Origin of the sequence: Acinetobacter sp. RF15B (assembly GCF_007558235.1) — a bacterium.
In the GTDB taxonomy this organism is placed as follows: Bacteria; Pseudomonadota; Gammaproteobacteria; order Pseudomonadales; family Moraxellaceae; genus Acinetobacter; species Acinetobacter lwoffii_C.
The window spans coordinates 1-25,576 of sequence record NZ_VLSR01000007.1 but is presented as its reverse complement, the minus strand read 5'-3'; the positions used below and the strand labels follow the sequence as shown (position 1 = coordinate 25,576).

Annotated in this window: 30 protein-coding genes; 17 read left to right on the top strand and 13 right to left on the bottom strand. The window is 44.3% G+C overall.

The genetic code is table 11. The features are described from left to right. Nucleotides 1-80: 80 nt before the first annotated feature. Nucleotides 81-701 (top strand): LysE family transporter, encoded by a 621-nt coding sequence (locus E2K74_RS07040; RefSeq protein WP_151206870.1) that lies wholly within the window; start codon nt 81-83, stop codon nt 699-701. Here E2K74_RS07040 and E2K74_RS15045 read toward each other — a convergent pair. The 6 genes from E2K74_RS15045 to E2K74_RS07015 all read right to left on the bottom strand — a co-directional run bounded on the left by E2K74_RS15045 (nt 695) and on the right by E2K74_RS07015 (nt 3,825). Next, the gene (locus E2K74_RS15045) at nt 695-964 is read right to left on the bottom strand and encodes a DinB family protein (protein WP_319922816.1); all 270 of its coding nucleotides are present in this window, start codon (nt 962-964) and stop codon (nt 695-697) included. The genes E2K74_RS07040 and E2K74_RS15045 overlap by 7 nt on opposite strands. Beyond that, nucleotides 888-1,211 (bottom strand): DinB family protein, encoded by a 324-nt coding sequence (locus tag E2K74_RS15040; RefSeq protein WP_319922815.1) that lies wholly within the window; start codon nt 1,209-1,211, stop codon nt 888-890. Before E2K74_RS15040 ends, E2K74_RS15045 begins: the two co-directional genes overlap by 77 nt. Nucleotides 1,212-1,273: 62 nt before the next feature. Further along, entirely contained in the window at nt 1,274-1,753 is a 480-nt protein-coding gene (locus E2K74_RS07030) for a DUF523 domain-containing protein (protein WP_151206869.1), read from the bottom strand. A 6-nt stretch (nt 1,754-1,759) separates the two neighbouring features. Then, nucleotides 1,760-2,560: a zinc ABC transporter permease subunit ZnuB gene (gene znuB, locus E2K74_RS07025; RefSeq protein WP_151205307.1), complete on the bottom strand. Its 801-nt coding sequence runs from the start codon at nt 2,558-2,560 to the stop codon at nt 1,760-1,762. A gap of 3 nt (nt 2,561-2,563) precedes the next feature. Continuing rightward, nucleotides 2,564-3,331 (bottom strand): zinc ABC transporter ATP-binding protein ZnuC, encoded by a 768-nt coding sequence (gene znuC / locus E2K74_RS07020; RefSeq protein WP_151205306.1) that lies wholly within the window; start codon nt 3,329-3,331, stop codon nt 2,564-2,566. Continuing rightward, a complete protein-coding gene (locus tag E2K74_RS07015; protein ID WP_151206868.1) occupies nt 3,328-3,825 on the bottom strand; it encodes a transcriptional repressor in 498 nt (165 codons plus the stop codon). The genes znuC and E2K74_RS07015 overlap by 4 nt, the downstream gene beginning before the upstream one ends. 147 nt (nt 3,826-3,972) lie before the next feature. Here E2K74_RS07015 and E2K74_RS07010 point away from each other — a divergent pair, with 147 nt between their 5' ends. From E2K74_RS07010 to adhP, 12 genes are all read left to right on the top strand, one after another. Then, complete coding sequence (locus E2K74_RS07010) at nt 3,973-4,806, top strand: metal ABC transporter solute-binding protein, Zn/Mn family (protein WP_151206867.1); 834 nt, start codon at nt 3,973-3,975, stop codon at nt 4,804-4,806. A gap of 174 nt (nt 4,807-4,980) precedes the next feature. Continuing rightward, nucleotides 4,981-5,379 (top strand): ATP synthase subunit I, encoded by a 399-nt coding sequence (locus tag E2K74_RS07005; RefSeq protein WP_151204714.1) that lies wholly within the window; start codon nt 4,981-4,983, stop codon nt 5,377-5,379. 104 nt (nt 5,380-5,483) lie between these two features. After that, nucleotides 5,484-6,359 carry a F0F1 ATP synthase subunit A gene (atpB, locus tag E2K74_RS07000; protein ID WP_151204713.1) on the top strand — a complete coding sequence of 292 codons (876 nt, stop codon included), beginning with the start codon at nt 5,484-5,486 and terminating at the stop codon, nt 6,357-6,359. 82 nt (nt 6,360-6,441) lie between these two features. Further along, a complete protein-coding gene (gene atpE, locus E2K74_RS06995) occupies nt 6,442-6,687 on the top strand; it encodes a F0F1 ATP synthase subunit C (RefSeq protein ID WP_000424060.1) in 246 nt (81 codons plus the stop codon). 39 nt (nt 6,688-6,726) lie between these two features. Then, the gene (locus E2K74_RS06990) at nt 6,727-7,197 is read left to right on the top strand and encodes a F0F1 ATP synthase subunit B (RefSeq protein WP_151204712.1); all 471 of its coding nucleotides are present in this window, start codon (nt 6,727-6,729) and stop codon (nt 7,195-7,197) included. 12 nt (nt 7,198-7,209) lie between these two features. Further along, nucleotides 7,210-7,746, top strand: coding sequence for a F0F1 ATP synthase subunit delta (locus E2K74_RS06985; protein ID WP_151204711.1), 537 nt, complete (start codon nt 7,210-7,212; stop codon nt 7,744-7,746). A gap of 46 nt (nt 7,747-7,792) precedes the next feature. Beyond that, nucleotides 7,793-9,337: a F0F1 ATP synthase subunit alpha gene (gene atpA / locus E2K74_RS06980; RefSeq protein WP_151204710.1), complete on the top strand. Its 1,545-nt coding sequence runs from the start codon at nt 7,793-7,795 to the stop codon at nt 9,335-9,337. Nucleotides 9,338-9,426: 89 nt separating this feature from the next. Beyond that, complete coding sequence (gene atpG / locus E2K74_RS06975) at nt 9,427-10,296, top strand: F0F1 ATP synthase subunit gamma (RefSeq protein ID WP_151204709.1); 870 nt, start codon at nt 9,427-9,429, stop codon at nt 10,294-10,296. Nucleotides 10,297-10,322: 26 nt separating this feature from the next. Further along, a complete protein-coding gene (atpD, locus tag E2K74_RS06970; RefSeq protein WP_151204708.1) occupies nt 10,323-11,717 on the top strand; it encodes a F0F1 ATP synthase subunit beta in 1,395 nt (464 codons plus the stop codon). 27 nt (nt 11,718-11,744) lie between these two features. Beyond that, nucleotides 11,745-12,164 (top strand): F0F1 ATP synthase subunit epsilon, encoded by a 420-nt coding sequence (locus tag E2K74_RS06965; protein WP_151204707.1) that lies wholly within the window; start codon nt 11,745-11,747, stop codon nt 12,162-12,164. Nucleotides 12,165-12,316: 152 nt separating this feature from the next. Further along, complete coding sequence (locus tag E2K74_RS06960; RefSeq protein ID WP_149520205.1) at nt 12,317-12,622, top strand: hypothetical protein; 306 nt, start codon at nt 12,317-12,319, stop codon at nt 12,620-12,622. Between the two features lie 437 nt (nt 12,623-13,059). Continuing rightward, nucleotides 13,060-14,091 (top strand): alcohol dehydrogenase AdhP, encoded by a 1,032-nt coding sequence (gene adhP / locus E2K74_RS06955; protein WP_151206866.1) that lies wholly within the window; start codon nt 13,060-13,062, stop codon nt 14,089-14,091. A 57-nt stretch (nt 14,092-14,148) separates the two neighbouring features. Here adhP and E2K74_RS06950 read toward each other — a convergent pair whose 3' ends face one another. From E2K74_RS06950 to E2K74_RS06935, 4 genes are all read right to left on the bottom strand, one after another. Continuing rightward, nucleotides 14,149-14,736, bottom strand: coding sequence for a hypothetical protein (locus E2K74_RS06950; RefSeq protein ID WP_151206865.1), 588 nt, complete (start codon nt 14,734-14,736; stop codon nt 14,149-14,151). Nucleotides 14,737-15,047: 311 nt separating this feature from the next. Then, nucleotides 15,048-15,590 carry a glutathione peroxidase gene (locus E2K74_RS06945; protein ID WP_151204703.1) on the bottom strand — a complete coding sequence of 181 codons (543 nt, stop codon included), beginning with the start codon at nt 15,588-15,590 and terminating at the stop codon, nt 15,048-15,050. A gap of 131 nt (nt 15,591-15,721) precedes the next feature. Next, nucleotides 15,722-16,306, bottom strand: a complete 585-nt coding sequence (locus E2K74_RS06940) for a DUF3558 domain-containing protein (protein WP_151206864.1) — start codon at nt 16,304-16,306, stop codon at nt 15,722-15,724. Nucleotides 16,307-16,491: 185 nt separating this feature from the next. Further along, a complete protein-coding gene (locus tag E2K74_RS06935) occupies nt 16,492-17,253 on the bottom strand; it encodes an AraC family transcriptional regulator (RefSeq protein ID WP_151206863.1) in 762 nt (253 codons plus the stop codon). 115 nt (nt 17,254-17,368) lie between these two features. On the opposite strand from E2K74_RS06935, the gene E2K74_RS06930 reads away from it, so the two are divergent. Next, on the top strand, nt 17,369-18,268 hold the full coding sequence (locus E2K74_RS06930; protein ID WP_151206862.1) for a DMT family transporter: 900 nt from the start codon (nt 17,369-17,371) through the stop codon (nt 18,266-18,268). Between the two features lie 439 nt (nt 18,269-18,707). Here the strand turns inward: E2K74_RS06930 and E2K74_RS06925 are convergent, their stop codons facing one another. The 3 genes from E2K74_RS06925 to E2K74_RS06915 all read right to left on the bottom strand — a co-directional run bounded on the left by E2K74_RS06925 (nt 18,708) and on the right by E2K74_RS06915 (nt 21,703). Then, nucleotides 18,708-19,277, bottom strand: a complete 570-nt coding sequence (locus tag E2K74_RS06925; RefSeq protein ID WP_151206861.1) for a Sua5/YciO/YrdC/YwlC family protein — start codon at nt 19,275-19,277, stop codon at nt 18,708-18,710. Nucleotides 19,278-19,318: 41 nt separating this feature from the next. Then, nucleotides 19,319-20,458, bottom strand: a complete 1,140-nt coding sequence (gene dprA / locus E2K74_RS06920; protein WP_151206860.1) for a DNA-processing protein DprA — start codon at nt 20,456-20,458, stop codon at nt 19,319-19,321. A 90-nt stretch (nt 20,459-20,548) separates the two neighbouring features. Next, nucleotides 20,549-21,703 (bottom strand): LysM peptidoglycan-binding domain-containing protein, encoded by a 1,155-nt coding sequence (locus tag E2K74_RS06915; protein ID WP_151206859.1) that lies wholly within the window; start codon nt 21,701-21,703, stop codon nt 20,549-20,551. 120 nt (nt 21,704-21,823) lie between these two features. On the opposite strand from E2K74_RS06915, the gene def reads away from it, so the two are divergent. From def to E2K74_RS06900, 3 genes are all read left to right on the top strand, one after another. Then, the gene (gene def, locus E2K74_RS06910; RefSeq protein WP_151206858.1) at nt 21,824-22,354 is read left to right on the top strand and encodes a peptide deformylase; all 531 of its coding nucleotides are present in this window, start codon (nt 21,824-21,826) and stop codon (nt 22,352-22,354) included. A gap of 103 nt (nt 22,355-22,457) precedes the next feature. Continuing rightward, the gene (locus E2K74_RS06905; protein WP_151206857.1) at nt 22,458-22,880 is read left to right on the top strand and encodes a DUF2946 family protein; all 423 of its coding nucleotides are present in this window, start codon (nt 22,458-22,460) and stop codon (nt 22,878-22,880) included. A 70-nt stretch (nt 22,881-22,950) separates the two neighbouring features. Next, on the top strand, nt 22,951-25,017 hold the full coding sequence (locus E2K74_RS06900; protein ID WP_151206856.1) for a TonB-dependent copper receptor: 2,067 nt from the start codon (nt 22,951-22,953) through the stop codon (nt 25,015-25,017). Nucleotides 25,018-25,576 lie beyond the last annotated feature (559 nt).

Sequence of the window (25,576 nt, the reverse complement as noted above, 5' to 3'; positions counted from 1 at the left end):
CTTGAATTTCACCAGGATTTTGACCTGAAGATATTGGAAAAGTCATATAATACTGGGCAAAACTGCTACTGAGCTATGTCATGTCCTATCAAGTTTGGTTTGCCTATATGTTGGCCTGCTGGGTGATTAGTATTTCACCGGGTGCGGGTGCGATTGCGTCCATGTCGAGTGGCTTGAATTATGGCTTTCGTCAGGGATACTGGAATGCGCTGGGCCTACAGCTGGCCTTGCTGGTGCAAATTGCAATTGTAGCAGCCGGGGCAGGAGTGCTTTTTGCCACAACACCTTGGGCATTTTTGCTGGTGAAATGGTTTGGAGTTATCTATTTACTTTATCTGGCTTTTTTACAATGGAAAGCACCAGTGCAATCTATCCAGATTCAGCATGAACTGGCCCGCAAATCAGCCGGAAAATTGTTGTTAAACGGTTTCTTGGTCAATCTGAGTAATCCCAAAGCGATTGTATTTTTGCTGGCTGTATTGCCGCAGTTTCTGGATCTGTCCAAACCGCAATGGATTCAGTATGGGATCATGGCCGCAACCATGATTATCATTGATCTGATTGTGATGGCCGGTTATACCGGACTTGCTGCCAAGGTTTTGCGCTTACTCAGTTCAGCAAAACAGCAAAAGGTGATGAACCGGAGTTTTGCGGTCTTATTTGCGGGCGCGGCATTTTTATTAAGTCTGGTACATCAATGAGTTGAGGGGTTTTGCTTATCCAGAAGCATATATATCATGTCCAGTTCAGGCGAGGCGTAGTCTAGCATTATGAGGGCAGCGGTGATTTGTCCACGGTGATGGGTGGCATGATTAAAAACGTGTATTAATGTGGCAGCATAAGGGAGTTGCAGAGCTTGACCACGAGAACTTCGATAGCTGATTAAGCTATTTAAAAGGTCTTGATTTAAAGCAGTGCCTAAGCTTTGCCATTGCAGACAGCTTTGATTGAGTCGTTTGAGCAAGGCCGTACGTACGATCTGGTTCAAGAATATGATTTAAAGGTAGTATCGGTGAAAACCCGTGATAGAAACGGGAAAACCATAAGTGGTCAGCCAGCAATAAATGATTGAAAGTACCGGAAATGCTTTGAAAAAATAGACCGCAGTCTTTACAGAAATCCTCATCAGAGAGAGGTTCAAGTGCTGTCGTCAGGCCTTGAGTTGCCCAAATATGGTAGCGTATCAAAAGATCAATGGTCTGGATATTCATCAATAAGCTGTTGTTTTTTAGAATGGCTGAGTATAGGGCTTATCGGGCAATGATCAAAAAAATCAAGAATTCAAACTGGATAAATTCGCTAGAAACTGTTCCTCTGTGATGACCTTTATACCATGCTGCTTAAATAAGGCTGCGGTAACCCCATCTCCCTGAATTTTATTTCCCGTAAACGAACCATCATAAATCAGATGGCTACCACATGAAGGGCTGTTGGCTTTTAAAATCGCCTCTGTAACCTGAAAATCCTGCGCAACTTTTAAGGCCGCATAAGCACCCTGTATAAAGGCATGTGATACATCTTCTCCCTCTATATCTAGGACCGATGCCTGCTGATGAAGTACATCCAGTCCAGAACCCTGTTGAATTTCAGCGGGCGGGCGTGGGATGGCCAAGTTGCCATGAACTTCTGGGCATAAGCTGACATATTGCTGAGGAAGGAGCTGCTCAACGATTTCTTTGATTAGACAGTCTTGTCCATCATAACGAACTTTCTGGCCAAGCAGACAGGCACTGATAAAGTAACGCTTCGTCATGGCAGCCTAGTTTGATTTTCTAACTTTTTGTAGGGTAAATATGAGGGCAAATAACATGGCCATGGTCAGGACAATGGTTAAGCCGGTCGAAGTATTTAAGCCGGCACTTGACCACAGCCCAACCGTCACGCCAATCTGTGCAATCACAAAAGCCCAGATCACCATCTGTTTGGGAGAATGTGCTAACAGTCGGGCAGTTAAGGCTGGAATGACCAGCAATGCACCCATCAGTAAGGAGCCTACTGCACGCAGTGCGAGTACGGTAAATAAAGCCAAGAGCAGCATAAAGATCAGGCGCTGCCATTTGGCATTCACCCCTTCACTGACTGCCATATCCGGATCAATCGCGATCTGGATCTGTGCCTGCCAGTTTTTATAGAGCACCGCCAGGGCCAGAATAATGACCGCTGCAAAGGTCGGTAAATCTGCCCATGAAATGGTAAGTAGATCACCAAATAAATAGCTGAGTAGTTCCGGTCTTAAACTGGGTAAATGTTGGATAAACAGCAGACCTGAACAGAGCAAAGTCGCCGAACACAGGGCCAGCAAAGCATCATTCGGCAGGCGTGGGTCATGCAATATCCACAGAATAGCCACCAGCAGTAAAGCCAGAAAGGTTACACCGATCCAGAGCGGTAAGCTTAAGGCCCCCGCGATCGCCACACCGAGCAAAGTACCATGTGCCATGGTATCAGCGAAAAAGGACATACGGCGCCACAACATCAGGCAGCCAAGTGGGGCTGTGAGGAACACGAGGAGCGTTCCCATGATCCAGGCAGGTAAAAGGAGGTCTAGCCAGTCCATCATGGTTTAAGCTTCCGGCTCGGGGTGAATATGTGGACGAGGGTCCTGTTGGCAGGGGATGGCCGAATCACCATGCGCGCAGTGCTCGTGATGGTGTTGATAGAATACCCGGTTACTGCCAAAAATGGCCTGGTATTCAGGGTGCTGCTGTACCGTGTCTGGAGAGCCGCTACAGCAAATATGTTTATTTAAACAGACGACACGCGTGGTCCCTTGCATCACCCATTGTAAGTCATGCGACACCATCAAAATGGCACAGCCATATTTTTCTGGCAGACTGCGTACATAGTCATACAGTTCTGCTTCAGACTGAATATCCAAACCTTGCATCGGTTCATCTAAAACCAGAATATCCGGTTGGCGCAGCAGGGCGCGTGCCAGTAATACACGTTGCCGTTCCCCGCCTGACAATTGCTGCACCTTGGAATTTTCCAGCTTGCTGATGCCTGTATCACGAATAATTTCTGCTTTAACTTTGGCTGGACATTTTTCTAGAGCCAGTAAATCTTTGACACGTAAAGGCAGACTGTGTGATGGATTGAATTTTTGTGGTACATAGGCAAATTTTAAGCTCCGGCTACTCAGTACCTTACCGGATTGTGGTTTTACAATCCCGAGCATGACTTTAATTAAGGTAGATTTACCGGCACCATTCGGACCAATCAGTGTGACAATTTCTCTTTCTTGTAAAGAGAAGTCTACGGCTTTTAAAATGTCGCGCTCATCAATATTGACCCAAATATTCGAAAGTTGGATCAGAGGATCGGAACTCATGCTTTGTTCTGGCACTGCTGACAGGTTCCTGAAATCTCGATAATACTGTGGTGTGAGCTAAAACCATCAGAGGCAGCCAGAGCATCTAGCTGATTCAGCAGATCCTGTGCAGAAGCTTCTTTGACGGCTTTACACGCCGTACAAATTAAAAAGGCGGCCTGGTGACCTTCACGCGGATGACAGCAGGGAATATAGGCATTAATAGAAGTCAGGCGATGAATAAAGCCTTTTTCTAATAAAAAGTCGAGGGTGCGATAGACGGTAGGCGGCGCAGCAGGACGGTCACTGGCATTTTTCATTTGTGCCAGCAGATCATAGGCGCCCATAGGGCCGCTCGCCTTCAGGATGAGTTCCAGCACTTCTTTACGCAGCGGCGTCAGTCGTGCTCCAGTTGCTGCACAAATACTTTCCGCTTCTGCAAGACGGCGCTCGACATTTGAATGATCGTGCACGCCATGCAATGCGTTGTGGTGCTCGTGCGAACATGAACCCATAGTTCACCTCAAGTGCGAAACTGAAAATTAAAAAGATTTCAAATCTTAGCATGAAGTACCTGGAGTTTCGATCAGGCATAGGTATTTTTGCTATTTTGTTATATTATAACACTTAACAATTTCCTCGTTTTTAGGTGAGTTCTACTCATGTTCCGTTTCCTTGTCCTGTGTAGTCTGGCTTTATTCAGCACATTCAGCTGGTCACAAAGTCTGGTGGTTTCGACGCAGCCCATTTATCTGATTGCCAAGAAAATTACCCAAGGGGCGGAGCAGCCAACCTTATTACTGGCCAATCAAAGTGGTCATGATGTCAGTCTGACTCCGGCACACCGTAAAACCATTCAAGATGCCGGACTGGTGATCTGGCTGGGACAGGCCCATGAAGCGCCGCTGTCTAAAGTGCTGGACAATAAAAAAAGTATCGCTCTTTTGGAATCAGGGATCCTGAGTATCTTGCCGATGCGTAATCCCAAAGGGGCTGCCTTAAAGGAGACGGTCGATACCCATGTCTGGCTCGATCCGAATAATGCAGTCCGTATCGGTTTCTTTATTGCGGCTTTGCGTTCCCAGCAATTACCGCAATATCGTGAAATTTACTGGAATAATGCACGTGACTTTGCGCAAAACATGTTGGCCACAGCCCAGCGTTACCACTCTGTCAGCAAAGCCCGTCCTTATTGGGCCTATCACGATGCCTATCAGTATCTGGAACGTCCGCTGAACCTCAAGTTCATGGGCGCCATGACCGATGATCCGCATGTGGCACCGACCATGGCACAGATCAAGTTCCTGCATGATCACCGTCCACAACCCAAAATGTGCCTGCTGGCCGAAGCACATGCCGGAGAAAGTCAGTACCGTAAACTCCAGCCAATTGTCTTTCAGACGGTGGATGAAAGCATGAATGGGGTAGGGGACTTTATACAGGGCTGGCAGAAATTGGCTGGACAAACCCAGAACTGCGTGTTAAGTGCGCGCTAATGATTTAAAAAATAGACAAGTTTTGATTAGTTTGCCAGCATTTGGCCTGTGGAAAAAAACACGACTAAGGTCGGGAAAAGATTGCATGTTCAGGGGTGTAACTCTATAATGCCTGCGATTAAAAATAATCATCAGCTAAACTTGTCAAGCATGCTTGCAGTGAGTGAATAAATAATGAGCCGAACTAGTCGCTTGATTGACCGACGATTAGCGAAAGCTTTAGTCCTCTTACAAGCATGTATGATCCCTGTTTCAGCCTTGATCGGCTGGGTCGTGAAAGACTCAACCGCAGCCTTGAGTGCCGCTTTAGGGGCGTTCGTCTGTTGGCTTGCGACCTGTTATTTTTCATGGCAATCGTTTCGGACAGCGGGAGCTCGTGCCTCTAAACAGGTTCTTTCGAACATGTATAAAGGTATGATGGGCAAGTTTGCAATCGTGATTGTTGGCTTCATTTTAATTTTAGGCAATGTTAAGCCGTTGTCAGCGGTGGCGTTGTTTTGTGGTTTTATGCTCGTTCAGGCCATGTCGTGGGTCGCTCCGTTTTGGGTGTCACGTCTACAAAAACGAGTTTAAGCACAACAAAAAATTGAAAAGTTTTTTTTGAGCAGGCGAGATATCAAGCAGCACGCGATGTTCGCTTGTTCTATTAGTTTTTTGACATTGACCAGGTGTGATTTATGGCTGCTGAAGAACATGCCCTTACTTCGACCGAGTATATCAAGCATCACTTGACCAATATGACCTACGGCAAAATGCCGGACGGTACATGGAAGTTGGCCGAGAGCGGTGCTGAAGCTCAACAGATGGGGTTCACTGCTATTCACTTGGATTCAATGGGTTGGTCTATCGGACTGGGTCTGATTTTCTGTTTGCTGTTCTGGGTCGTGGCGAAAGCTGCAAACTCTGGTGTTCCGACCAAGTTCCAGTCTGCAATTGAAATGATTATCGAGTTTGTAGATTCAAGTGTACGTGACACCTTCCACGGTAAGTCGCGTCTGATTGCACCATTGGCATTAACTATTTTCGTGTGGATTTTCCTCATGAACTTGATGGACTTAATCCCTGTTGACTTTATTCCTTATACAGCTCAGCAGTTGATTGGTTCGATGCTTGGTGTAGATCCTCATCAAGTTTACTTTAAGATTGTTCCGACTACAGATCCAAACGTTACCTTAGGTATGTCAATTTCTGTATTCTTCCTGATCTTATTCTACAGTATCCGCGAAAAGGGTATTGGAGGCTTTGTTGGTGAGTTGGCACTGAATCCGTTCAATCCAAAGAATCCAGTTGCTAAAGTGCTTTTAATTCCATTCAACTTGTTGCTGGAATTAACCACTTTCTTGGCGAGACCAGTTTCATTGGCTCTACGACTGTTCGGTAACATGTATGCGGGTGAGTTGATCTTCATCTTGATCGCATTATTACCGTTCTGGATCCAGTGGGCATTGTCTGTGCCTTGGGCGATTTTCCATATTCTGATTATCACCCTGCAAGCATTTATCTTTATGATGCTAACCATTGTTTATCTAAGCATGGCAAGCGAAAAGCATTAATGTTAATTGCCTAACTGTCATAAGATGGTTAGGTACAATTTTTAATTTAATTGGGTATAAACCTAACCTCTGAGGAATTATCATGGAACTCACTTTAGGTCTAGTTGCAATTGCATCTGCTATTTTGATCGCTTTCGGTGCTTTAGGTACTGCGATTGGTTTTGGTCTTCTAGGCGGCCGCTTCCTTGAAGCAGTAGCTCGTCAACCAGAATTGGCTCCACAGCTTCAAACTCGTATGTTCTTAATCGCGGGTCTTCTTGATGCTGTACCTATGATCGGTGTTGGTATTGGCTTGTTCTTCATCTTCGCTAATCCATTTGTAGGTTAATCAGCTTAATTCCGAAATTCACTATTTGAGGAATTTGCAATGAATATCAACCTCACATTGTTTGGCCAAGCGATTGCGTTTGCGATTTTTGTCGCATTCTGCATGAAATTCGTTTGGCCACCACTAATCAATGCGATTAGTGAACGTCAGCGTAAAATTGCTGATGGCTTAAATGCTGCTGAAAAAGCGAAAGCTGACCTTGCAGACGCGCAAGCACAAGTGAAAGCTGAGTTAGATGCAGCAAAGGCACAAGCGGCTCAATTGATCGAACAAGCGAACCGTCGTGCAGCGCAATTGGTAGAAGAAGCTCGTACCCAAGCATCTGCAGAAGGTGAGCGTATTCGTCAACAAGCAAAAGAAGCTGTTGATACAGAAATCAATTCTGCTCGCGAAGAATTACGTCAACAAGTTGCTGCTCTTGCAGTGACGGGTGCAGAGAAAATTCTGAGCCAACAAGTTGATGCAGAAGCTCACAATGCCATGCTGACTCAGCTGGCTGCTAAACTTTAAGAGAGGCGGATTATGGCTGAACTCTTGACGTTGGCACGCCCTTACGCTAAAGCAGCATTTGCTTATGCTTCTGAGCAGAGTGCAACTGACTCATGGTCAACTGTACTTGAAGTGCTCAGTGCTGCGGTGCAAGACGAAGCATTTTCAGCTTATCTAAATCGCCCTGAGCTTACACCTGCCGAGCAGGTGGCTCTTTTTGCTAAAATTTTAGGTGAAGATCAGACCGCAGCAGTGTCTAACTTTTTGACATTGCTTGCAGAAAATGACCGTCTGACTCTGCTTCCTGAAATTGCTGCAGAATATGAACAGCTCAAATCACAGAATAACAATACTGTGGATGTTGTAATTGAATCAGCATTCCCATTAACTTCTGTACAAGAACAAACGTTAGCGCAGGCGCTCGAGAAAAAATTCGAAGCTGCGGTAAATGTTTCTGTAGAAGTAAAACCAGAGCTTATTGCTGGTGTAGTTATTCGTGCAGGCGACCAAGTGATAGATGATTCTGCGCTTAACAAGCTTGAAAAAATGCGTACTCGTCTTCTGGCTTAATTGCATATAAGAAGACTGAACTTTAAAAAGATTGAGGTATAGCGCAATGCAACAACTGAATCCATCCGAGATCAGTGCGCTCATTAAACAGCGTATCGGCGATCTGGACACCAGCGCGACCGCTAAGAACGAAGGAACCATTGTTATGGTTTCCGACGGTATTGTGCGTATTCACGGCCTTGCTGATGCAATGTACGGTGAAATGATCGAATTCGACGGCGGCTTATACGGTATGGCACTGAACCTAGAACAGGATTCAGTGGGCGTCGTTGTTTTAGGTAACTACTTAAGCCTTCAAGAAGGCCAAAAAGCGCGTTGTACAGGTCGCGTATTAGAAGTTCCGGTTGGTCCTGAACTTCTAGGCCGTGTTGTCGATGCTTTGGGTAACCCGATTGATGGTAAAGGCCCGATCGATGCGAAATTAACTGATGCAGTAGAAAAAGTTGCACCAGGCGTAATTTGGCGTCAATCAGTGGATCAGCCTGTACAAACTGGTTATAAATCAGTAGATACAATGATTCCAATCGGCCGTGGTCAGCGTGAGTTGATCATTGGTGACCGTCAGACTGGTAAAACAGCTATGGCGATCGATGCGATCATCGCTCAGAAAAACTCTGGCATTAAATGTATCTATGTAGCAATCGGTCAGAAACAATCGACGATTGCCAACGTAGTACGCAAGCTGGAAGAAACTGGCGCGATGGCGTATACCACTGTTGTAGCAGCTGCTGCAGCTGATCCAGCAGCAATGCTGTATCTGGCTCCGTACTCTGGCTGTACAATGGGTGAATACTTCCGTGACCGCGGTGAAGATGCACTGATCATCTATGATGACTTGTCTAAGCAAGCAGTGGCTTACCGTCAAATCTCATTGCTTCTTCGTCGTCCGCCAGGTCGTGAAGCATATCCAGGTGACGTGTTCTATCTACACTCACGTCTACTTGAACGTGCTTCTCGTGTATCTGCTGACTATGTTGAGAAATTCACTAATGGTGAAGTTAAAGGCCAGACTGGTTCTCTAACTGCATTGCCAATTATTGAAACTCAAGCAGGTGACGTATCTGCATTCGTACCGACAAACGTAATTTCGATTACTGATGGTCAGATCTTCCTTGAAACATCTCTGTTCAACTCAGGTATCCGTCCTGCTGTGAACGCGGGTATCTCTGTATCTCGTGTAGGTGGTTCAGCGCAAACTAAGATCATCAAGAAATTGTCTGGTGGTATCCGTACCGCTTTAGCACAATACCGTGAATTGGCAGCGTTTGCTCAGTTCGCTTCTGACCTTGACGAAGCAACTCGTAAGCAACTTGAACATGGTCAACGTGTAACTGAGTTAATGAAGCAAAAACAATATGCTCCATACTCAATTGCTGACCAGGCTGTTTCAATTTATGCCTCTAACGAAGGCTACATGGCTGACGTTGAAGTGAAGAAAATCGTAGACTTTGATGCTGCGTTAATTTCTTACTTCCGTTCAGAGCATGCTGCGTTAATGCAAAAAATCGATGACACTGGTGATTACAACAAAGACATCGAAGCTGCAATCAAAGCAGGTATTGAAAGCTTTAAAGCGACTCAAACTTACTAATTTTCAACCTTGTTGAATTTAGTATTGGTTTGGTTCACGGAATCAACCTTCGGAAGCTCGCAAGGGCTTTCGAATACTAGGTTAAGCGTATGGCAAATTTAAAAGAAATTCGCGCCAAAGTAGCTAGTATCAAGAGCACGCAGAAAATTACTCGCGCGATGCAAATGGTAGCAGCTTCTAAGATGCGTCGTGCGCAAGAGCGCATGGCTCAAGGCCGTCCGTATGCCGAAAATATGCACCGTGTAATTGCTCACTTGGTTCAAGCGAATCCTGAATACAAACACCGTTATATGGTAGACCGCCCGGTTAAGCGCGTTGGCTATATCATTGTGTCTTCAGATCGCGGCCTGGCTGGTGGTTTGAACATTAACCTGTTCAAGAAAGTGGTTAAACACGTCCAGCAGCAACAAGAGCAGTCAATTGAAGTTCAATTTGCTTTAATTGGTCAAAAAGCGGTTTCGTTTTTTAAAAACTACGGCGGTAAAGTGCTGGGTGCGACTACAAACGTAGGCGATACACCGAGTCTTGAGCAGTTATCTGGTTCTGTACAGGTGATGTTGGATGCTTATGATAAAGGCGAGTTAGATCGTATTTATCTGGTATCAAACGGCTTTGTCAATGCCATGACTCAAAATCAAAAGATCGAACAGCTTGTTCCTTTGGCAGCTGCTGAAGAAGACAAGAATCTTAACCGTCAATACGGTTGGGACTATATCTACGAACCTGAAGCTGAAGAGCTTTTAAATGGTTTGTTGGTTCGCTATATCGAGTCTGTGGTGTATCAAGGTGTGATTGAAAACATCGCATGTGAGCAGTCTGCACGTATGGTCGCTATGAAAGCAGCGACAGACAACGCAGGCGAGATCATTAAGAGCCTGCAACTTATTTATAACAAGCTGCGTCAAGCCGCGATTACTCAGGAAATTTCTGAGATCGTTGGTGGTGCCGCTGCCGTTTAACATTATTTTGAATTGAGGAGACAGCAATGAATAGCGGTCGTATCATTCAGATCATCGGCGCGGTTATCGACGTCGAGTTTGAACGCAACAGCGTTCCTAAGATCTATGACGCTCTCCAAGTAGATGGTACTGAAACTACTTTAGAAGTTCAGCAACAGCTTGGTGATGGCGTAGTTCGTACTATTGCAATGGGTTCTACTGAAGGCCTTAAGCGTGGTTTGAACGTAACGAATACTAACGCGCCGATTTCTGTACCAGTAGGTACAGCAACTCTAGGCCGTATCATGGACGTTCTTGGTCGCCCAATCGACGAAGCTGGTCCGGTTGCGACTGAAGCGCGTTTACCAATTCACCGTCAAGCGCCTTCTTATGCAGAACAAGCAGCTTCTACTGACCTTTTAGAAACTGGTATTAAAGTCATCGACTTGCTATGCCCGTTCGCGAAAGGTGGTAAAGTCGGTCTGTTCGGTGGTGCCGGTGTTGGTAAAACTGTAAACATGATGGAACTGATCAACAACATCGCGAAAGCACACTCAGGTTTATCTGTGTTTGCTGGTGTTGGTGAGCGTACTCGTGAAGGTAATGACTTCTATCACGAAATGAAAGATTCTAACGTTCTAGACAAAGTAGCAATGGTCTACGGTCAGATGAACGAGCCACCCGGTAACCGTTTACGCGTAGCGTTGACTGGTTTGACCATGGCTGAATATTTCCGTGACGAGAAAGACGAAAACGGTAAAGGTCGTGACGTACTCTTGTTCGTAGATAACATCTATCGTTATACACTAGCGGGTACTGAAGTATCAGCACTTCTAGGCCGTATGCCATCTGCAGTAGGTTATCAGCCTACACTTGCAGAAGAGATGGGTGTTCTTCAGGAACGTATTACATCGACTAAGTCTGGTTCGATTACGTCAATCCAAGCGGTATACGTACCTGCCGATGACTTGACTGACCCGTCGCCTGCGACAACGTTTGCTCACTTGGACGCAACTGTTGTATTGAGCCGTGACATCGCATCTTCTGGTATTTATCCAGCGATCGATCCACTAGACTCAACTTCACGTCAGTTAGATCCACTGGTCGTTGGTCAAGAGCACTACGAGATTGCTCGTTCAGTTCAAAACGTTTTACAACGTTATAAAGAATTGAAAGACATCATCGCGATTCTTGGTATGGACGAATTGTCAGAAGAAGACAAACTTACTGTATACCGTGCACGTAAGATCCAGCGTTTCTTCTCGCAACCGTTCCACGTAGCTGAAGTATTTACTGGTGCGCCTGGTAAACTTGTACCGCTTAAAGAAACGATTCGTGGCTTTAAAGGTCTTCTAGCTGGTGAATACGATCACATTCCAGAACAAGCGTTCTATATGGTTGGTGGTATTGACGAAGTGATTGCTAAAGCCGAGAAACTTTAATTAGCTACTCTAATTTAGGAGATTCTCATGGCGACTATGCAATGTGATGTTGTAAGTGTTCAGGAGTCTTTGTACTCAGGCACTGTGACTATGCTAATTGCAAAAGGTGCTGGTGGTGAGCTGGGTATTATGCCTGGTCATGCACCGCTAGTAACTTTGCTCCAACCTGGCGCGATCCGCGTTATTTTGGAAAATGGTACAGAAGAGTTGATCTATGTATCTGGTGGTATTCTAGAAGTTCAACCGCATGTTGTTACGGTTCTTGCTGATACAGCAGTCCGTGCAGAAAACTTGGATGAAGCGGCAATTATTGAAGCGCGTAAACACGCTGAACAATTGCTGGCCAATCAAAAGAGCGATTTGGATGCTGCTGCTGCTTTGGCTGCTCTTGCAGAAACTGCTGCTCAGCTGGAAACGATCCGCAAAATCAAAAACCGCGCAATGTAATTGTCGGTTTGAGATTGAAAAGACCACCCGAAAGGGTGGTTTTTTTATGCCTTCCCCCTAGAAAGCAAGGCTAGAAATACTCTCTAAAGTTGCATAGCTTCTCATTCACCTCATGTAATATATTAAGTCCATCATTTGCTTAATGAATTGATATGCACCTTATTGCTCATGAACCCCACTTTTGGGAACTCTATCAGGATGATGCTCATTATTACCTCAGTATCGCGGTAGATCTGGGTTCCGCACTGTCTTGCTGGGATGTGGCGTTGACACCACAAGAAATCTTGCAATATGAACATCGAGGTAGTGTCAGCATTCGGGAACTGGCAAAATCGGTGGTGGATCTGGTCTATAAAGGCGATTTTTCAACTCTCGAAAGTCGTGTGGTCAAGCCTTATCAACAGCATGCCATGCAGGCGGCATTTAAAGCCTGGCGTAACACTCAAAAAGCAGAATAAAATTTTATAGAGCAATAAGCCCACGAGGCCATTGTCTATTTCTGACAATATTGACCTTAAAGTTTGATCCAAAGCTTGATTCTGGTTAGATGCCTGTAATTTTTGACAGCTGAGGGAATACTTGGCGCAGAAAGCTGGGCTTGATAGTCCTCTTAACAATTCAGTTGGTATTAAATTTTAGAATCTAAGAAATATTAAACCACAACATTTTTTTAGTCTTAATCTTGGCAATCCAGTGTTTTGCAGTAGAGGCGTGTTCTCCCGCTGCTTTAAGTTTTTCAGTCCTCTCCCGGTATTTTTCTTTCTGATAATCATATTTGGAGGTGCGCAAATTTTCTACAAATCTCTAACTATTGGTTATTTATTATTCGATATAGTGAAGAAAGAGCGCTTAAAAATGTTGGCTCCTTGATATGAGTAATTGGGAGAAAATAAATATGAAAACGACAATGAAAGCGGCGGTGGTCACTGAGTTTAATCAGCCGCTGCAAATCCAAGAGGTGGAAATTCCGAAAATTGCGCCTGGTAAGGTATTAATGAAAATTATTGCCACCGGGGTTTGTCATACCGATTTGCATGCGGTACACGGTGATTGGCCGGTCAAACCGACTTTACCCTTTATTCCCGGACATGAAGGCGTGGGTGAAGTGGTTGAAGTGGGTGCAGGTATTGAGCACTTAAAGGTGGGTGATATTGTGGGTGTTCCGTGGCTGTATTCTGCTTGTGGACACTGTGATCATTGCTATGCTGGCTGGGAAACCTTATGTAAGCAACAGCAAAACTCAGGCTATTCAGTGAATGGCAGTTTTGCTGAATACTGTTTGGCCGATGGCAATTATGTGGGAGTGATTCCTGAAGGAGTCGACCTGCTGGAAATAGCCCCGATTCTATGTGCGGGGGTGACGGTTTATAAAGGTCTGAAAATGACCGAAGCCAAAACTGGGGACTGGGTGGCCATTTCCGGTATTGGCGGTTTGGGTCATGTCGCAGTTCAATATGCCAAAGCCATGGGTTTTAATATCGTGGCCATTGATATAGATGACAGCAAACTGGAACTGGCTAAAAGTTTAGGTGCAGATGTTGCCATTAATGCCCTGAAAGTGGATGTGAAAGAAGAAGTGATGAAAGCGACCGGAGACGGTTGTCATGGTGTATTGGTCACTGCTGTATCACCAAAGGCATTTGCACAGGCGATTGCCATCATTCGTCGTGGTGGAACCATGGTATTAAATGGTCTGCCGCCAGGAACATTTGACTTGTCAATCTTTGATATGGTGCTTGAAGGTATTACCGTGCGCGGTTCTATTGTAGGAACCCGGTTGGATTTAAAAGAAGCCCTGGACATTGCAGCACACGGTAAGGTCAAGGCCCATATTCATGTGGAACCTCTTGAAAATATCAATGATATTTTTGACCGGATGGCACATGGCAAAATTGATGGTCGTATTGTGGTGGATATGCGGCTTTAGCCAGTCAATCGCCCAGCCCCATTTGCTAGAGGTGAATGGAGCTAGGCGATCTGGACATTAACCTTCCTGAGTGGACTGCTTCTGATTGTCCGGAATCAGCATGCCCGCCAGTTTAATCATTTCAAGCTGGACGCTATTTAGCTGCTGTTCAATTTTCTTGAAGTCGACCTGGGTGAGGTCAATGTCGCCCTTGAATAAAGGAGTAGCCAATACTTGCTGATTGGCCTGTATCATATTTTGGCGAATAGAATCAATCTCTTGGCTCTTTAAATTCAGGCTGTTGAGCGTTTGATTCAAGCCATTTAGCTGTTGTTTCAATACGTTGGCAGTGGCCTGAAGCTTGAGCTGATCTTGGTCATTGAGGGCGGTTTGTAACTCAGATTGTGTCTGTTTAAGTTGCTCAACATAATCACCGGCTTTAAGCTGCATATCTGCCACATCACGAACGATATAAAACATGTTACCGCTTTTCCGTTCAGCTGCTGTTTCCGAAGATACTGGCTGCTCAGAATTTAACTCTGGTTTGGAAGCGGTAATCTCATCGGGTTGAACAGGCGGCTCTACCGCTTGCTCGCAGCCTAACAAGACCATAGCCGAACTAAATAAAGCAAAAGGAAGCAAGGCATTGGCAAGTATCTTGGCCATAAAATCAGGATCTCAATCTGGATATATTTCTTGGGGTTAATATAGAGACAAACTATGGAGATAAAAAAGATTGTTGCAAAGTCATAACAAATCTTTTTTAAGTGCTCTCAGAGATCACTCTGAAATCAGGGGAGGATTTAGCTAAGTCGTACAATACAGTGTACAGATGACGGGGGCTTTACCTGCTGAATGAATTATGCAGATCTTCAGCTACATGCCGGTTTGATCAGGCAAGCTAGAGTAGGGGGGGAGAAGGATTTCAAAAATAAGTATCTATAAGGCTCATAGATACTTATAAAATCAGTAAGCAGTTATTTGGCGAGTTCAGCATTCACCGCATCTACGATACGCGGATCATCCGCTGTAATGTCGGGAGCGAAACGCGCGACGACTTGCCCCTGTTTATTGACCAGAAACTTTTCAAAGTTCCAGAGGACTTCAGGCGGTTCATTTGGGGTCAGGCCATAATCCACCAAGTCTTTCCACCATGGACCTTCACCGATACGTTCTGGCTGTGCAGTTGTCAATGTTTGATACAGTGGATGTTTATCTGGACCAGCCACAGAAATTTTAGCAAATAACGGAAAAGAAACATCATAGTTCAGTGAACAGAACTGCTGGATTTCTTCATTCGAGCCCGGTTCCTGTTCTAAAAAATTATTGGCTGGAAAACCTAATATTTCGAGGCCTTGATCTTTTTTCTCACGGTAGAGTTTTTCTAAACCTTCATACTGCGGGGTCAGGCCGCACTTGGAAGCGGTATTGACGATCAGTAAAACTTTTCCGGCGAATTGATCTAACTTTATCTCTTCACCTTGAATGGTTTTAATGGAAATATCGGAAATCGAGGTCATGCATGCATCCTTATCGCATATAAATTAAAGTTTTAGGCTGTTCTTTTTAACTGGAATTTTGCTGGGCAGCAAGTGATTTTAGATGGGGTGGTGATTAGGGCAGGTCAGGCCGAAGCTACCTGCCCGGTTTATTATTGAGCTGGTTGAGCTGGTTGAGCTGGTTGAGCTGGTTGTGGATTTATTTTGGCCTGTAATGCCTGTACATCACGCATAATATCCTTTTGTACCTTCATAACCTGTTGTTGAAGCTGCTTAATTTTAGCTTCATCTGGTTTGGCTTCGGTGCTCAAGCGTGTCAGCTCTAGTCCCAGTTCATTTGAATGAATAAACTTGTTGCGAAGTTCATGCACTTCCTGGCTTTTCAGCGACAGTGTTTTTAGGTCACGATTAAACTCTGTCATGAAGCCCTGCATATCCTTCATGACGCTCTGAATCTGATCACGGTTATTGGCCTGTACGGCTTTCATCATCCGGTCTTGAAAATCCATGGCAGTTTCTGCCTTAGAGTTGGTCAGGGTTTGCAGATGATTCAAGTCATTGCGGATGTCTTCATGCTGATTGGTTGTCATATTGCCTGAAGTAGCGGGAGCAGGCGTAGAAGAGGCAGTCGCTGTAGTACTTTGAGTGTGGTCTGATTTAGCTGGCTCAGTCGGTTTACTACAGCCTGCAAGTGTCAGGCCTACCATACAGGCAGTCGTGAGAAGTAATTTTTTCATGCAAAGCGTACCCTGTATAAAAGTAAGATTAAATTTCGCAGATGAGCGTTTTTATAAAAACCAATTTTTTATTTAAACATGCTTTAAAGACAGGAAGACACCGCTTTACTTTTTATACTTAAAAATCATACGTGATAAAAACAGCAGAACTGAGATTTTCTTATAAACATTTGATATATATTTATTTAATTTAAGGAGCGCATCTGTGAGGGAGTCTGGCCGGTATAGCGTTTGAAAAAGGCGATAAAGCTAGAGCTATGCTGATAACCCAGCTCATAAGCAAGCCGTTTGATGGAAGTACCTTGGCGAATTTGTCCAATGGCATAAATAATTTTGGCACGGTTACGCCATTCAGAAATAGGCAGGCCAAGTTCCTGCTGGCTTAAACGTAAAATCTGCCGTTCGCTCAGGCTGAATCGCTTGAGCAGGCTATGTAAGCCATATTGAAACAACATCGGATCTGTAAGCTGCTGCAAGACGGGAAGCAATACCGGATGCTGGCTTTGCGGTAAATAATCATCATACCTTTCGGCTTGGAGTATTTGGTCGAACAGCACCTGCAAAAGATGCACATACATCTTATCGGTAGCAGGAGGGTGTTCTAGAATTTCCCTGACCAAGACAGACAGAAAAGGCCGAATACTGAAGGTTGTAACGTCTTGAGGAAGATGCTCACATAAGCTGGGATGAATTCTGATGCAGATAAAATGGGTGATGCCGTGGTCCAGCGCAACAGAACAATGCTCCGTCTGGGGAGGTAGCCACAGGGCATAATTGGGAGGAGCCAGAAAGGTCTGTTTTTCAGTACGAAGCTCCAAAATACCATCCAGACTAAAATTAAAATCCCCCCACAGGGAAGAGTGGGGTTCCACCTCTTCATCTTTTTTATAAAAAAACTGATTGATCTCAATCAGCCTATCAAGCGTAGGAGAGTCCGGTTTTTGCATTATTCTGAATATCCGTCGAGATGTCCTCTATACAGTATAGATGTCTGAAATTCAGTATTTCAATTATTTCAGACTTCCATAACAATAAGAGCTTGAATAAGTTGAGGTGAGAAAAATGTCAAGCGATCTGCGTAATCCGACATGGGCATTTGCCTTGCCGGTGCTGGCTGTCATGATCTGGTCATTAAATATTGTGGTAACCCGCTATGCAGCCGACTTGATTTCTCCGGCCAGTATCAGTTTTTATCGCTGGCTGATTGCCTTTCTCATTCTGACTCCATTTATGTTAAGTAAGGTCTGGCAGCAACGTCAGCTTGTTAGACAACACTGGTTACAGTTGGCAGTATTGAGCGCATTTGGAATGGTGCTTTATCAGGGTTTGGCCTATACCGCGGCACATTACACCACAGCCACCAATATGGGGCTAATTAATGCGTTTATTCCGATATTTACCATTCTGGTCTCTCTTTTTATTCTGAAAGATATACCGAATTATTTTGCCATTATCGGCGGTATTTTATCGTTTTGTGGTCTGATGTATGTGATGGCTCAGGGGAGCCTGACTGCATTGTGGCAAAATGGCGCCCATTGGGGTGACCTGCTGATGGTGATTGCAGTATTTTTCTACGCCTTTTATGGGGTGTTTTTGAAGAAGTGGCAATTACAGATCCCTTTATTGATCAGTCTGTATATCCAGATCGGTTTCGCGCTGATCTATCATTTGCCCTTTATTGCCTGGTTGGGGCTGGACAGTTTGAATACTGCCAACTTGAGCAGTGTGCTGTATGCGGGTATTTTTCCTTCGCTGATTGCACCTCTGGTCTGGATGCTGGCTGTACAGCAGATTGGTCCCAACCGGACCAGTATTTTCATGAACCTGATGCCCGTTTTTACCGCGATTATTGCCAGTATCTGGCTGGCTGAAAGTTGGACCATCTATCATAGTATGGGTGGAGCTATTATTTTCCTGGGGATTTTACTGGCGCAATATCAGCCTAAAATCAGGTTGGCCTAAGCTGTTGTGTGTGGCTCAAAAGATCGTTTGGTTGAAATTCAATCAAACGAAAAGTAAATTTTTATTGAAATTGACTGCTAAATTGGTAATTTTGAAGGGTTATATCAATAATAAAAATATAGCTTTATTTTAAAAACAGAATAGAAAGAGTAAGATATTTTTAATATAAGTTAAAATTTTTTATTTATTAATAGTTAAAATGTCTTAGATGATATTTTTTATATACTTGTTGTTCTGAAGCATTTCTCTCATAATACGCCCATCGAGAATGATGAAGCAAAAAAATCCTTGTTTTATCAGACTCCCAGAGATTTTTTGTACCCTCTGGATGTGATTTATACACATCCTTTTTTATGCTCAGCCATCCCTATATGGTTGAGCTTTTTTTTGTCTTAAAACTTTAGTCGGTCTTGATAAAGTTCAAAGCTTGGGCATGACTTTAGTCTCGAATGATTTCTCCGGTAACGGCATCAATGATCCGGCTCGGTTCCTGACTCAAGCCCAAGTCACCATTTAAATAATTTAAATCCTGCTGAAAATAGCCAATCGCATCCTGTAGGGAACGCGCGGGTTCCAGACCCGCAGGGTTGGCACTGGTGGAAACAATAAAGCCGCCAAAAGCCTGACAGAGGGCGACACACAGTGAATGACTGGTGACCCGTACTGCTACTTTGGGATGCTGGCCTTTAATCCAGGTGGGAATGTCATCATGGGCGGGTAATAACCAGGTAATTGCACGTTCTGCTGGTCGATTATTACTCCAGGATTCAATTACCTTTTCACGCATTTCCTCGCTCAACTCCCCTAACAGATGTTCGACCTGAGTAATATGCGCCGCCAACAAAATAACGCCTTTTTCAACCGGGCGCTGTTTCAGCTTTAAAATCTGGTGAAATGCCTGCTCATTATAAGGGTCGCAACCCAGCCCCCAAACAGCCTCTGTAGGATATGCCAGAACTTGTCCAGCTTTCAGACAGGTCGCTGCTTCGGAAACAGAGGTGGTGATCATGTGAATACCTTACTAAAAACGACAAAGGCCTATTGTGAACCTTATTTAAGTACACGACAACGCAGATACATGCCGGCTTGCTGGGTACTAAAGCCCAAAAGCTCAAGTTCCATCAGCTGGCTGGTAAGAGTAGCGACATCCTGCCTGAGCTGACTACTTAAATGATCCAGATCTTGTCCAACCCAGTCCAGCTGGTTATACAGGGAGATCAGATGTTGCGGAATGTAAGACGGCTCATGTGCTGCTGTTTCATTTTTGATGGAGTTTTGCAGGGCTTGCCATTGGGTCGGCAGGGCCAGATCTTCAATCACCTGCTCGGGATGATCAACTAAAATGGCTCCTTCACGAATCAGTTGATGACAACCCTGATGATGCTCACTATAAATATGCCCCGGAATGGCAAAGACTGTTTTACCTTGCTCCGCAGCCAGTTTGGCCGTAATGAGCGAGCCACTTTTTAAGGTGGCTTCTGCCACGATAATGCCGAGACTCAGCCCACTGACAATCCGGTTGCGCCGTGGGAAATGGTGTTGTAAGGGCGGGGTATTGGGTAAAAATTCGCTAATGACAGCTCCACCTTCAGTAATAATTTGCTGGCGCAGCTGCTGATGCTGGGCCGGATAAGTCTGGTCCAGGCCGGTTCCCATTACTGCAATGGTGCCTTGCTGTTGCAGTCCGGCGCGATGGGCGGCTTCATCAATCCCTTGTGCAAGTCCGCTATTAATATAAAAACCCTGTTCGCTCAGATAACTGGCAAAATCATAAGCTACCTGACGGCCATGCGCACTGGGCTTGCGACTGCCCACCAGAGCAATTTGTGCCTGTAACAAACAATCAGGCCGACCCTGGCCAAATAGAATCGGCGGACGATCATTATAGGGGCTTAACTGCTGCGGATAATGAGGATCACTGTCTAACAGAATGAAGTCGCTATCACGTTGAATGCTCTGCAAACTTTGCTGAAATTTTTGTTGTGAAGCTTCGAGCTGAAATTCTTTCAGCCGCTGTACATGATTGGCATGAATACCTAAGGCTTGCCAGATGGGCGCCTGATCAGGATGCAGGGCATCGCCCAGATGAGAATAGTGCTGCCGGATTTTATAAAAACTGGGCAGAGAATGCTGGACCAAATACCATAAACTGATCATGTCCAGTTGCGCAGCCGAGAAGGACTTCAACATGTCGAGACCTTTACCTGTCTTCTTATTATTATGAAAAGTGGAGGAGGGAGATACTGCTGTTTTTCAGCAGCATCTCTCAAGTACTATAAATTATTCATCCAGTAGGGGAGGCTGAACCGCTGCCCCAACCTTGATTGGTAGCTCACTTTCAAGTACATAAGCATAGCTCAGCTGATCAAATGCCTTGAAGACCATGATATTGCCAATACGCTCACCTGGTAACTGAATACGTTCCTTGGTTTTCGGGTCGGTCACGACTTCACCTTTCTGGTTCACACTCAGCACATGGCCGGCCTGTAACCCATGCGTGACACCACGGTCAATCGTGACCACACTATGTCGTGCAGCTGTACCGATTGAACCCAGTACACGCACAATCTGGCCACCAGAGGTTACATTTTCAGCATTGGTTGGATAAAACAGGGTCGGTAACATCGGATCATATTCTGGCAGGACACGGTCACCGCGACGCACTTCAGCAGTATAGGTATCGGTCAATTCCAGAGTACTGATGTCATTTTCATTGCGTACCGCAATCGCTGACGCGACCTGTATCAGCTCCTGGCCGGCATTGTATTTATTCCCTTTGGCATCGGTAAGCATATAAGGTTCAGCTTCACGATACACCCCATAACGCTGACCGGCCACAATCCCTTTACCGCGGCTATATACTTTCTGGCCTTTGCCTGCCAGTACACGCTGGTCTGCTGTTCCTAAAATATAAGGGGTTCCGGTCAGAGATTCCGGGGCAATAATCGTGCTACGTTCCAGCCATTGCTTGATATGTTCAAGCGGAATCACCGGAATGGTATTATTTAAAGATTCTACCCGAACCTGTGGTTGCAGCGCGGTGCTACCGATATAACGGCTGATAATGCCTGCACAGCCATCACCTTCATCTTTACCAATAATTGGACGGCCTTGGTAATCACACATCAGCAGGCGGTCACCCGGGAAAATCCAGTGTGGATTTTTCACGTGCTTATTACTGGCCCAAATTTCCGGCCAACGTACAGGATTTTTTAGGAATCGTTTGGAAATATCCCACAGCGTATCGCCTTTTTTCACTACATAGACTTGTGGTGCATTGGCTTTTAGGCTCGGTGGATTGACGTTACGTGTAGGCGCTGCCCCAGCGGTGTGAATTGTTCCTAGCCCCAAGCCCATACAAACTGCGAGTACGAGCACATGTTTTTTAAACCCCGGGGCACTAAAAAATGGCATGCCCTTCAAAACCTTTTTCATTATCATAATTCCTAAAATTATGTCTGTAGTTGCGTTATAATAACGATCTTACACACATTTTTTTGATGAAGCATTCCCTTCATTTGGTTTTTTGATCAATGGCATAGTTGAGGACGCAGTATGGCCTTATTACCTATTTTAAGTTTCCCGGACCCCCGTCTTCGCACCATTGCACAACCAGTCGAAGAAGTCACTGATGAGATTCGTCAGCTCGCTGCAGATATGTTTGAGACCATGTACGAAGCGCCAGGTATTGGACTTGCTGCGACTCAAGTCGATCGTCATATTCAGCTGATTGTGATGGACCTGTCTGAAGATAAAGATCAACCGATGGTGTTTATTAACCCCAAAATTACACCACTAACTGAAGAAACCCAGCCTTATGAAGAGGGCTGTCTGTCAGTTCCTCAAATATACGATAAAGTTGAGCGTCCGTCACGTGTAAAAATCGAGGCAATTAATCTTGAAGGTCAAGCATTTGAGATAGAAGCTGATGGACTTCTCGCTGTGTGTATTCAACATGAAATGGATCACTTAAATGGCAAGCTGTTTGTGGACTATTTATCGCCATTAAAACGTCAGCGTGCACGTGAAAAAATTGAGAAAGCAGCCCGCCAGCGTGAAAAAGCCAAAGTTGCGGTAAAACGTTAAAGTTCCAGCTCTTTTGAATAAATTTAGCCCAATTTCGATTGGGCTTTGTTATACTCTGCCAGGCAAATTTTCAGTATCTGCTGTTTTGTAGGGCTAGCCAATCATGGTATTGCGTGGTGGACTGCTGCTTTCTCTAGTGGCTGTTTTTTTACAGATTGCTGTTTTTTTACAGCCTTTGCTGCCGGAGCAATATCAGGTTGCACCGGTCTGTGAAACCATTACGCGCGCACTTTTATCGCCGGTAACTCAGCATTCGTCTGCCAGCTATGCCGACTCTTCCCATCTTGAATCCCATTCTGTGATAGAGCAGAGCGCGGGGCATGATCACCACAATCCGAGTCATCAATGCCAGTACTGTACGGTCTACGGCAATCTGATCCTGCCGCCTGAGCTGGAAGTGCAAGAAGTTCTGGACCGTATTCTGGTCCGTTTAATTGCTTTTGAAAAAGCCTTTAAACATGTCTGGTTTGTCCTTCAACAACTTTTTCTTATTCCTCAAGGCCGCGCTCCGCCAGCATTCACTTAAAGCCTGTTTGATACGCCGGGTCTTCACTGACTTAGGCACAGTTATATCTATGATTTAAGTGAGAAACAAAATGGCTCAGCCAAAATTTTATTTACAGCCCCTTGCGGCTGCGATTGCTGTTGCGTGTACTTCAGGTGTGGTATTTGCAGATGAGGCGAAAGTGCTACACACACTGGCCCCTATTGTGGTGACCTCCGCTGCGGGTAATGAGGCCAATGGCCTGATAGTCAGTGCCGATCCTAAACAGCCCATTCAACCAATTCCAGCTACCGATGGTGCGGATTATTTACAAAGCATTGTCGGCTTTAGTGCAGTGAATAGTGGAGCCGGGACCAATGGCGATGTGACCTTCCGGGGTATGTTTGGTTCACGCATCAAAATCTTGACCGATGGCACTGAAAACCTGGGTGCCTGTCCGAGTCGTATGGATTCGCCGACCTCTTATATTTCTCCGGAAAGTTATGACCGTATTTCGGTGATTAAAGGACCGCAAACGGTGCAATATGCCAATACCGGTTCAGCGGCAACCGTGATTTTTGAGCGTACACCTGAACAGTTTGATGACGATCAAAACTACCGTGGTCAAGCCAGTGTCTTAATGGGTTCATTTGGCCGTCTAGACCATAATATTGAAGCTGCTGCAGGAGACGAGAAAAAATATATCCGTTTGAATGCTAACCGTTCAGTATCGGATAGTTATCAAGATGGCGATGGCAACACAGTCCCTTCAGACTGGGAGCGCTGGAATACCGATATCGCACTCGGTTGGACACCGGATGAAGATACCTGGGTAGAACTGACAGGTGGTAAGGCCGATGGTGAAGCCGTGTATGCAGGTCGTGGCATGGATGGTTCAAAGTTTGCACGTGAGAGTGTGGGCTTACGTGTTGAAAAGAACAATGTCACTGAGACTTTGAAGAAAGTTGAAGCACAGGTGAACTATAACTTTAATGATCATGTCATGGATAACTATAGTTTACGTGAGTTTAAACCAAGCATGATGATGCCTGATAGAATGGCAACCAATGTAGCGCGTAAAACCTTAAATGCGCGAGTTGCTGTAACAAGTGAGTGGGATGAAGTTCAACTTGTTACTGGTGTCGATAGTCAAAATAATGAACATAGTATTCGTAAAACAGACACAGACAACAACATAGATTATAAAAATCTACCAAGAACAAAAGATATGAAGTATCAATCAGTGGGTGGTTTTGGTGAGATAACGTATCACTTTGATGATCAAAACCGTTTGGTCTCAGGTCTTCGTTTAGATCAGGTGAATGTAAAAGACAAACGCCAAGATTCTATTAATAATGGGTATAACCGTACATTAGATAAAACATTAGCGAGCGGTTTTATTCGATTTGAAAATACCCATCCTGAACATGATGATGGCAAAACATATATCGGTTTGGGATATGTTGAACGGATGCCAGATTATTGGGAGTTATTTAGTCCTCAATCTGGTAATGGAAATCCAAATACTTTTAACAATATTGATACCGAGAAGACTTTACAGCTAGATACGGGATATCAACATCAACATGGAGCTTTAAGTTCTTGGGTTTCTGCATATGCAGGCATCATTAATGATTATGTTCTTACAACATATTTGCCATCAACAGGGCATATGAAAATGTTGCAAGCTCATACTCGAAATGTGGATGCAACTATTGTAGGAGCTGAAGCAGGTGTTGGTTATCAGTTTACAGATGCAATTCAGGCAGATGTAAGTACCATGTATGCTTGGGGTAAAAATACTACAGACAATACGCCGTTACCACAAATTTCACCTTTAGAAGCGCGTGTGAATTTACGTTATGTGCAAGACAAATATAATTTTGGATTATTGTGGCGCTTAGTCGATGGGCAAAATCGTATTAGTCAAAACGAAGGTAACATTGTTGGCTATGACCTAAAGAAAAGTGCTGGGTTTACGACATTGTCTATTAACGGTTCATACAACTTAACGAAAGATATAGATTTGTCGGTTGGTATTGATAACGTATTAGATAAAACCTATACAGAGCATTTAAATAAAATGGGCAATGCAGGTTTTGGAGATGGATTTGCAAGTGATCAGCAATTTAATAATATGGGCCGCAATTACTGGGCACGAATCAGTATGAAATTCTAATCTGATTAACTTCAGAGCAAAAAAGCAGGGCAGAAGTCCTGCTTTTTACTCTTATTTTTTATAGTATTTTAATAAAATCAATAGCTTATGTTTTGTAGAACATTTTTAAATAAAATAATGAATATTTTTATGAATTATTTATTTTATAAAAAACATATACTTATAAAAATATTGGTTTATAAAATAAACATAAGAAAAAAAATCTTTGTGAGAAGTGTTGCAAGCTCTCTTAAATGCTGTAGAATGCACATCCATCGGCAGTGATGAAGATTAAAACTTGTTAAGAAACAAGGATTTAGCACAAGATGTTAAATTTAAGTGTCTTGAATGAGTTTAAAAATAATCGGATTTACTGGTTGACTTTCTACAAAGAAAGCGTAACATAGCCGACCTAGCTTGCTGCTGACGAAGCAGTAAGAAGATCATTAAGAGATTATGAAGAACAACTTGTGTGGATTTTTACTGGTTGATTGATCGAAATATTATCATTGATTGATTGGTTTAAATTACTCGAAGTTTATTTGAGAGAATTTGTCAGAAAATTGATGAGCCAAGATTG

Coding starts and splice junctions, on each gene's coding strand:
- E2K74_RS07040 (WP_151206870.1), top strand. CDS start 81: ATGTCCTATCAAGTTTGGTTTGCCTATATGTTGGCCTGCTGGGTGATT.
- E2K74_RS15040 (WP_319922815.1), bottom strand. CDS start 1,211: ATGAATATCCAGACCATTGATCTTTTGATACGCTACCATATTTGGGCA.
- E2K74_RS07030 (WP_151206869.1), bottom strand. CDS start 1,753: ATGACGAAGCGTTACTTTATCAGTGCCTGTCTGCTTGGCCAGAAAGTT.
- znuB (WP_151205307.1), bottom strand. CDS start 2,560: ATGATGGACTGGCTAGACCTCCTTTTACCTGCCTGGATCATGGGAACG.
- znuC (WP_151205306.1), bottom strand. CDS start 3,331: ATGAGTTCCGATCCTCTGATCCAACTTTCGAATATTTGGGTCAATATT.
- E2K74_RS07015 (WP_151206868.1), bottom strand. CDS start 3,825: ATGGGTTCATGTTCGCACGAGCACCACAACGCATTGCATGGCGTGCAC.
- E2K74_RS07010 (WP_151206867.1), top strand. CDS start 3,973: ATGTTCCGTTTCCTTGTCCTGTGTAGTCTGGCTTTATTCAGCACATTC.
- E2K74_RS07005 (WP_151204714.1), top strand. CDS start 4,981: ATGAGCCGAACTAGTCGCTTGATTGACCGACGATTAGCGAAAGCTTTA.
- atpB (WP_151204713.1), top strand. CDS start 5,484: ATGGCTGCTGAAGAACATGCCCTTACTTCGACCGAGTATATCAAGCAT.
- atpE (WP_000424060.1), top strand. CDS start 6,442: ATGGAACTCACTTTAGGTCTAGTTGCAATTGCATCTGCTATTTTGATC.
- E2K74_RS06990 (WP_151204712.1), top strand. CDS start 6,727: ATGAATATCAACCTCACATTGTTTGGCCAAGCGATTGCGTTTGCGATT.
- E2K74_RS06985 (WP_151204711.1), top strand. CDS start 7,210: ATGGCTGAACTCTTGACGTTGGCACGCCCTTACGCTAAAGCAGCATTT.
- atpA (WP_151204710.1), top strand. CDS start 7,793: ATGCAACAACTGAATCCATCCGAGATCAGTGCGCTCATTAAACAGCGT.
- atpG (WP_151204709.1), top strand. CDS start 9,427: ATGGCAAATTTAAAAGAAATTCGCGCCAAAGTAGCTAGTATCAAGAGC.
- atpD (WP_151204708.1), top strand. CDS start 10,323: ATGAATAGCGGTCGTATCATTCAGATCATCGGCGCGGTTATCGACGTC.
- E2K74_RS06965 (WP_151204707.1), top strand. CDS start 11,745: ATGGCGACTATGCAATGTGATGTTGTAAGTGTTCAGGAGTCTTTGTAC.
- E2K74_RS06960 (WP_149520205.1), top strand. CDS start 12,317: ATGCACCTTATTGCTCATGAACCCCACTTTTGGGAACTCTATCAGGAT.
- adhP (WP_151206866.1), top strand. CDS start 13,060: ATGAAAACGACAATGAAAGCGGCGGTGGTCACTGAGTTTAATCAGCCG.
- E2K74_RS06950 (WP_151206865.1), bottom strand. CDS start 14,736: ATGGCCAAGATACTTGCCAATGCCTTGCTTCCTTTTGCTTTATTTAGT.
- E2K74_RS06945 (WP_151204703.1), bottom strand. CDS start 15,590: ATGACCTCGATTTCCGATATTTCCATTAAAACCATTCAAGGTGAAGAG.
- E2K74_RS06940 (WP_151206864.1), bottom strand. CDS start 16,306: ATGAAAAAATTACTTCTCACGACTGCCTGTATGGTAGGCCTGACACTT.
- E2K74_RS06935 (WP_151206863.1), bottom strand. CDS start 17,253: ATGCAAAAACCGGACTCTCCTACGCTTGATAGGCTGATTGAGATCAAT.
- E2K74_RS06930 (WP_151206862.1), top strand. CDS start 17,369: ATGTCAAGCGATCTGCGTAATCCGACATGGGCATTTGCCTTGCCGGTG.
- E2K74_RS06925 (WP_151206861.1), bottom strand. CDS start 19,277: ATGATCACCACCTCTGTTTCCGAAGCAGCGACCTGTCTGAAAGCTGGA.
- dprA (WP_151206860.1), bottom strand. CDS start 20,458: ATGTTGAAGTCCTTCTCGGCTGCGCAACTGGACATGATCAGTTTATGG.
- E2K74_RS06915 (WP_151206859.1), bottom strand. CDS start 21,703: ATGAAAAAGGTTTTGAAGGGCATGCCATTTTTTAGTGCCCCGGGGTTT.
- def (WP_151206858.1), top strand. CDS start 21,824: ATGGCCTTATTACCTATTTTAAGTTTCCCGGACCCCCGTCTTCGCACC.
- E2K74_RS06905 (WP_151206857.1), top strand. CDS start 22,458: ATGGTATTGCGTGGTGGACTGCTGCTTTCTCTAGTGGCTGTTTTTTTA.
- E2K74_RS06900 (WP_151206856.1), top strand. CDS start 22,951: ATGGCTCAGCCAAAATTTTATTTACAGCCCCTTGCGGCTGCGATTGCT.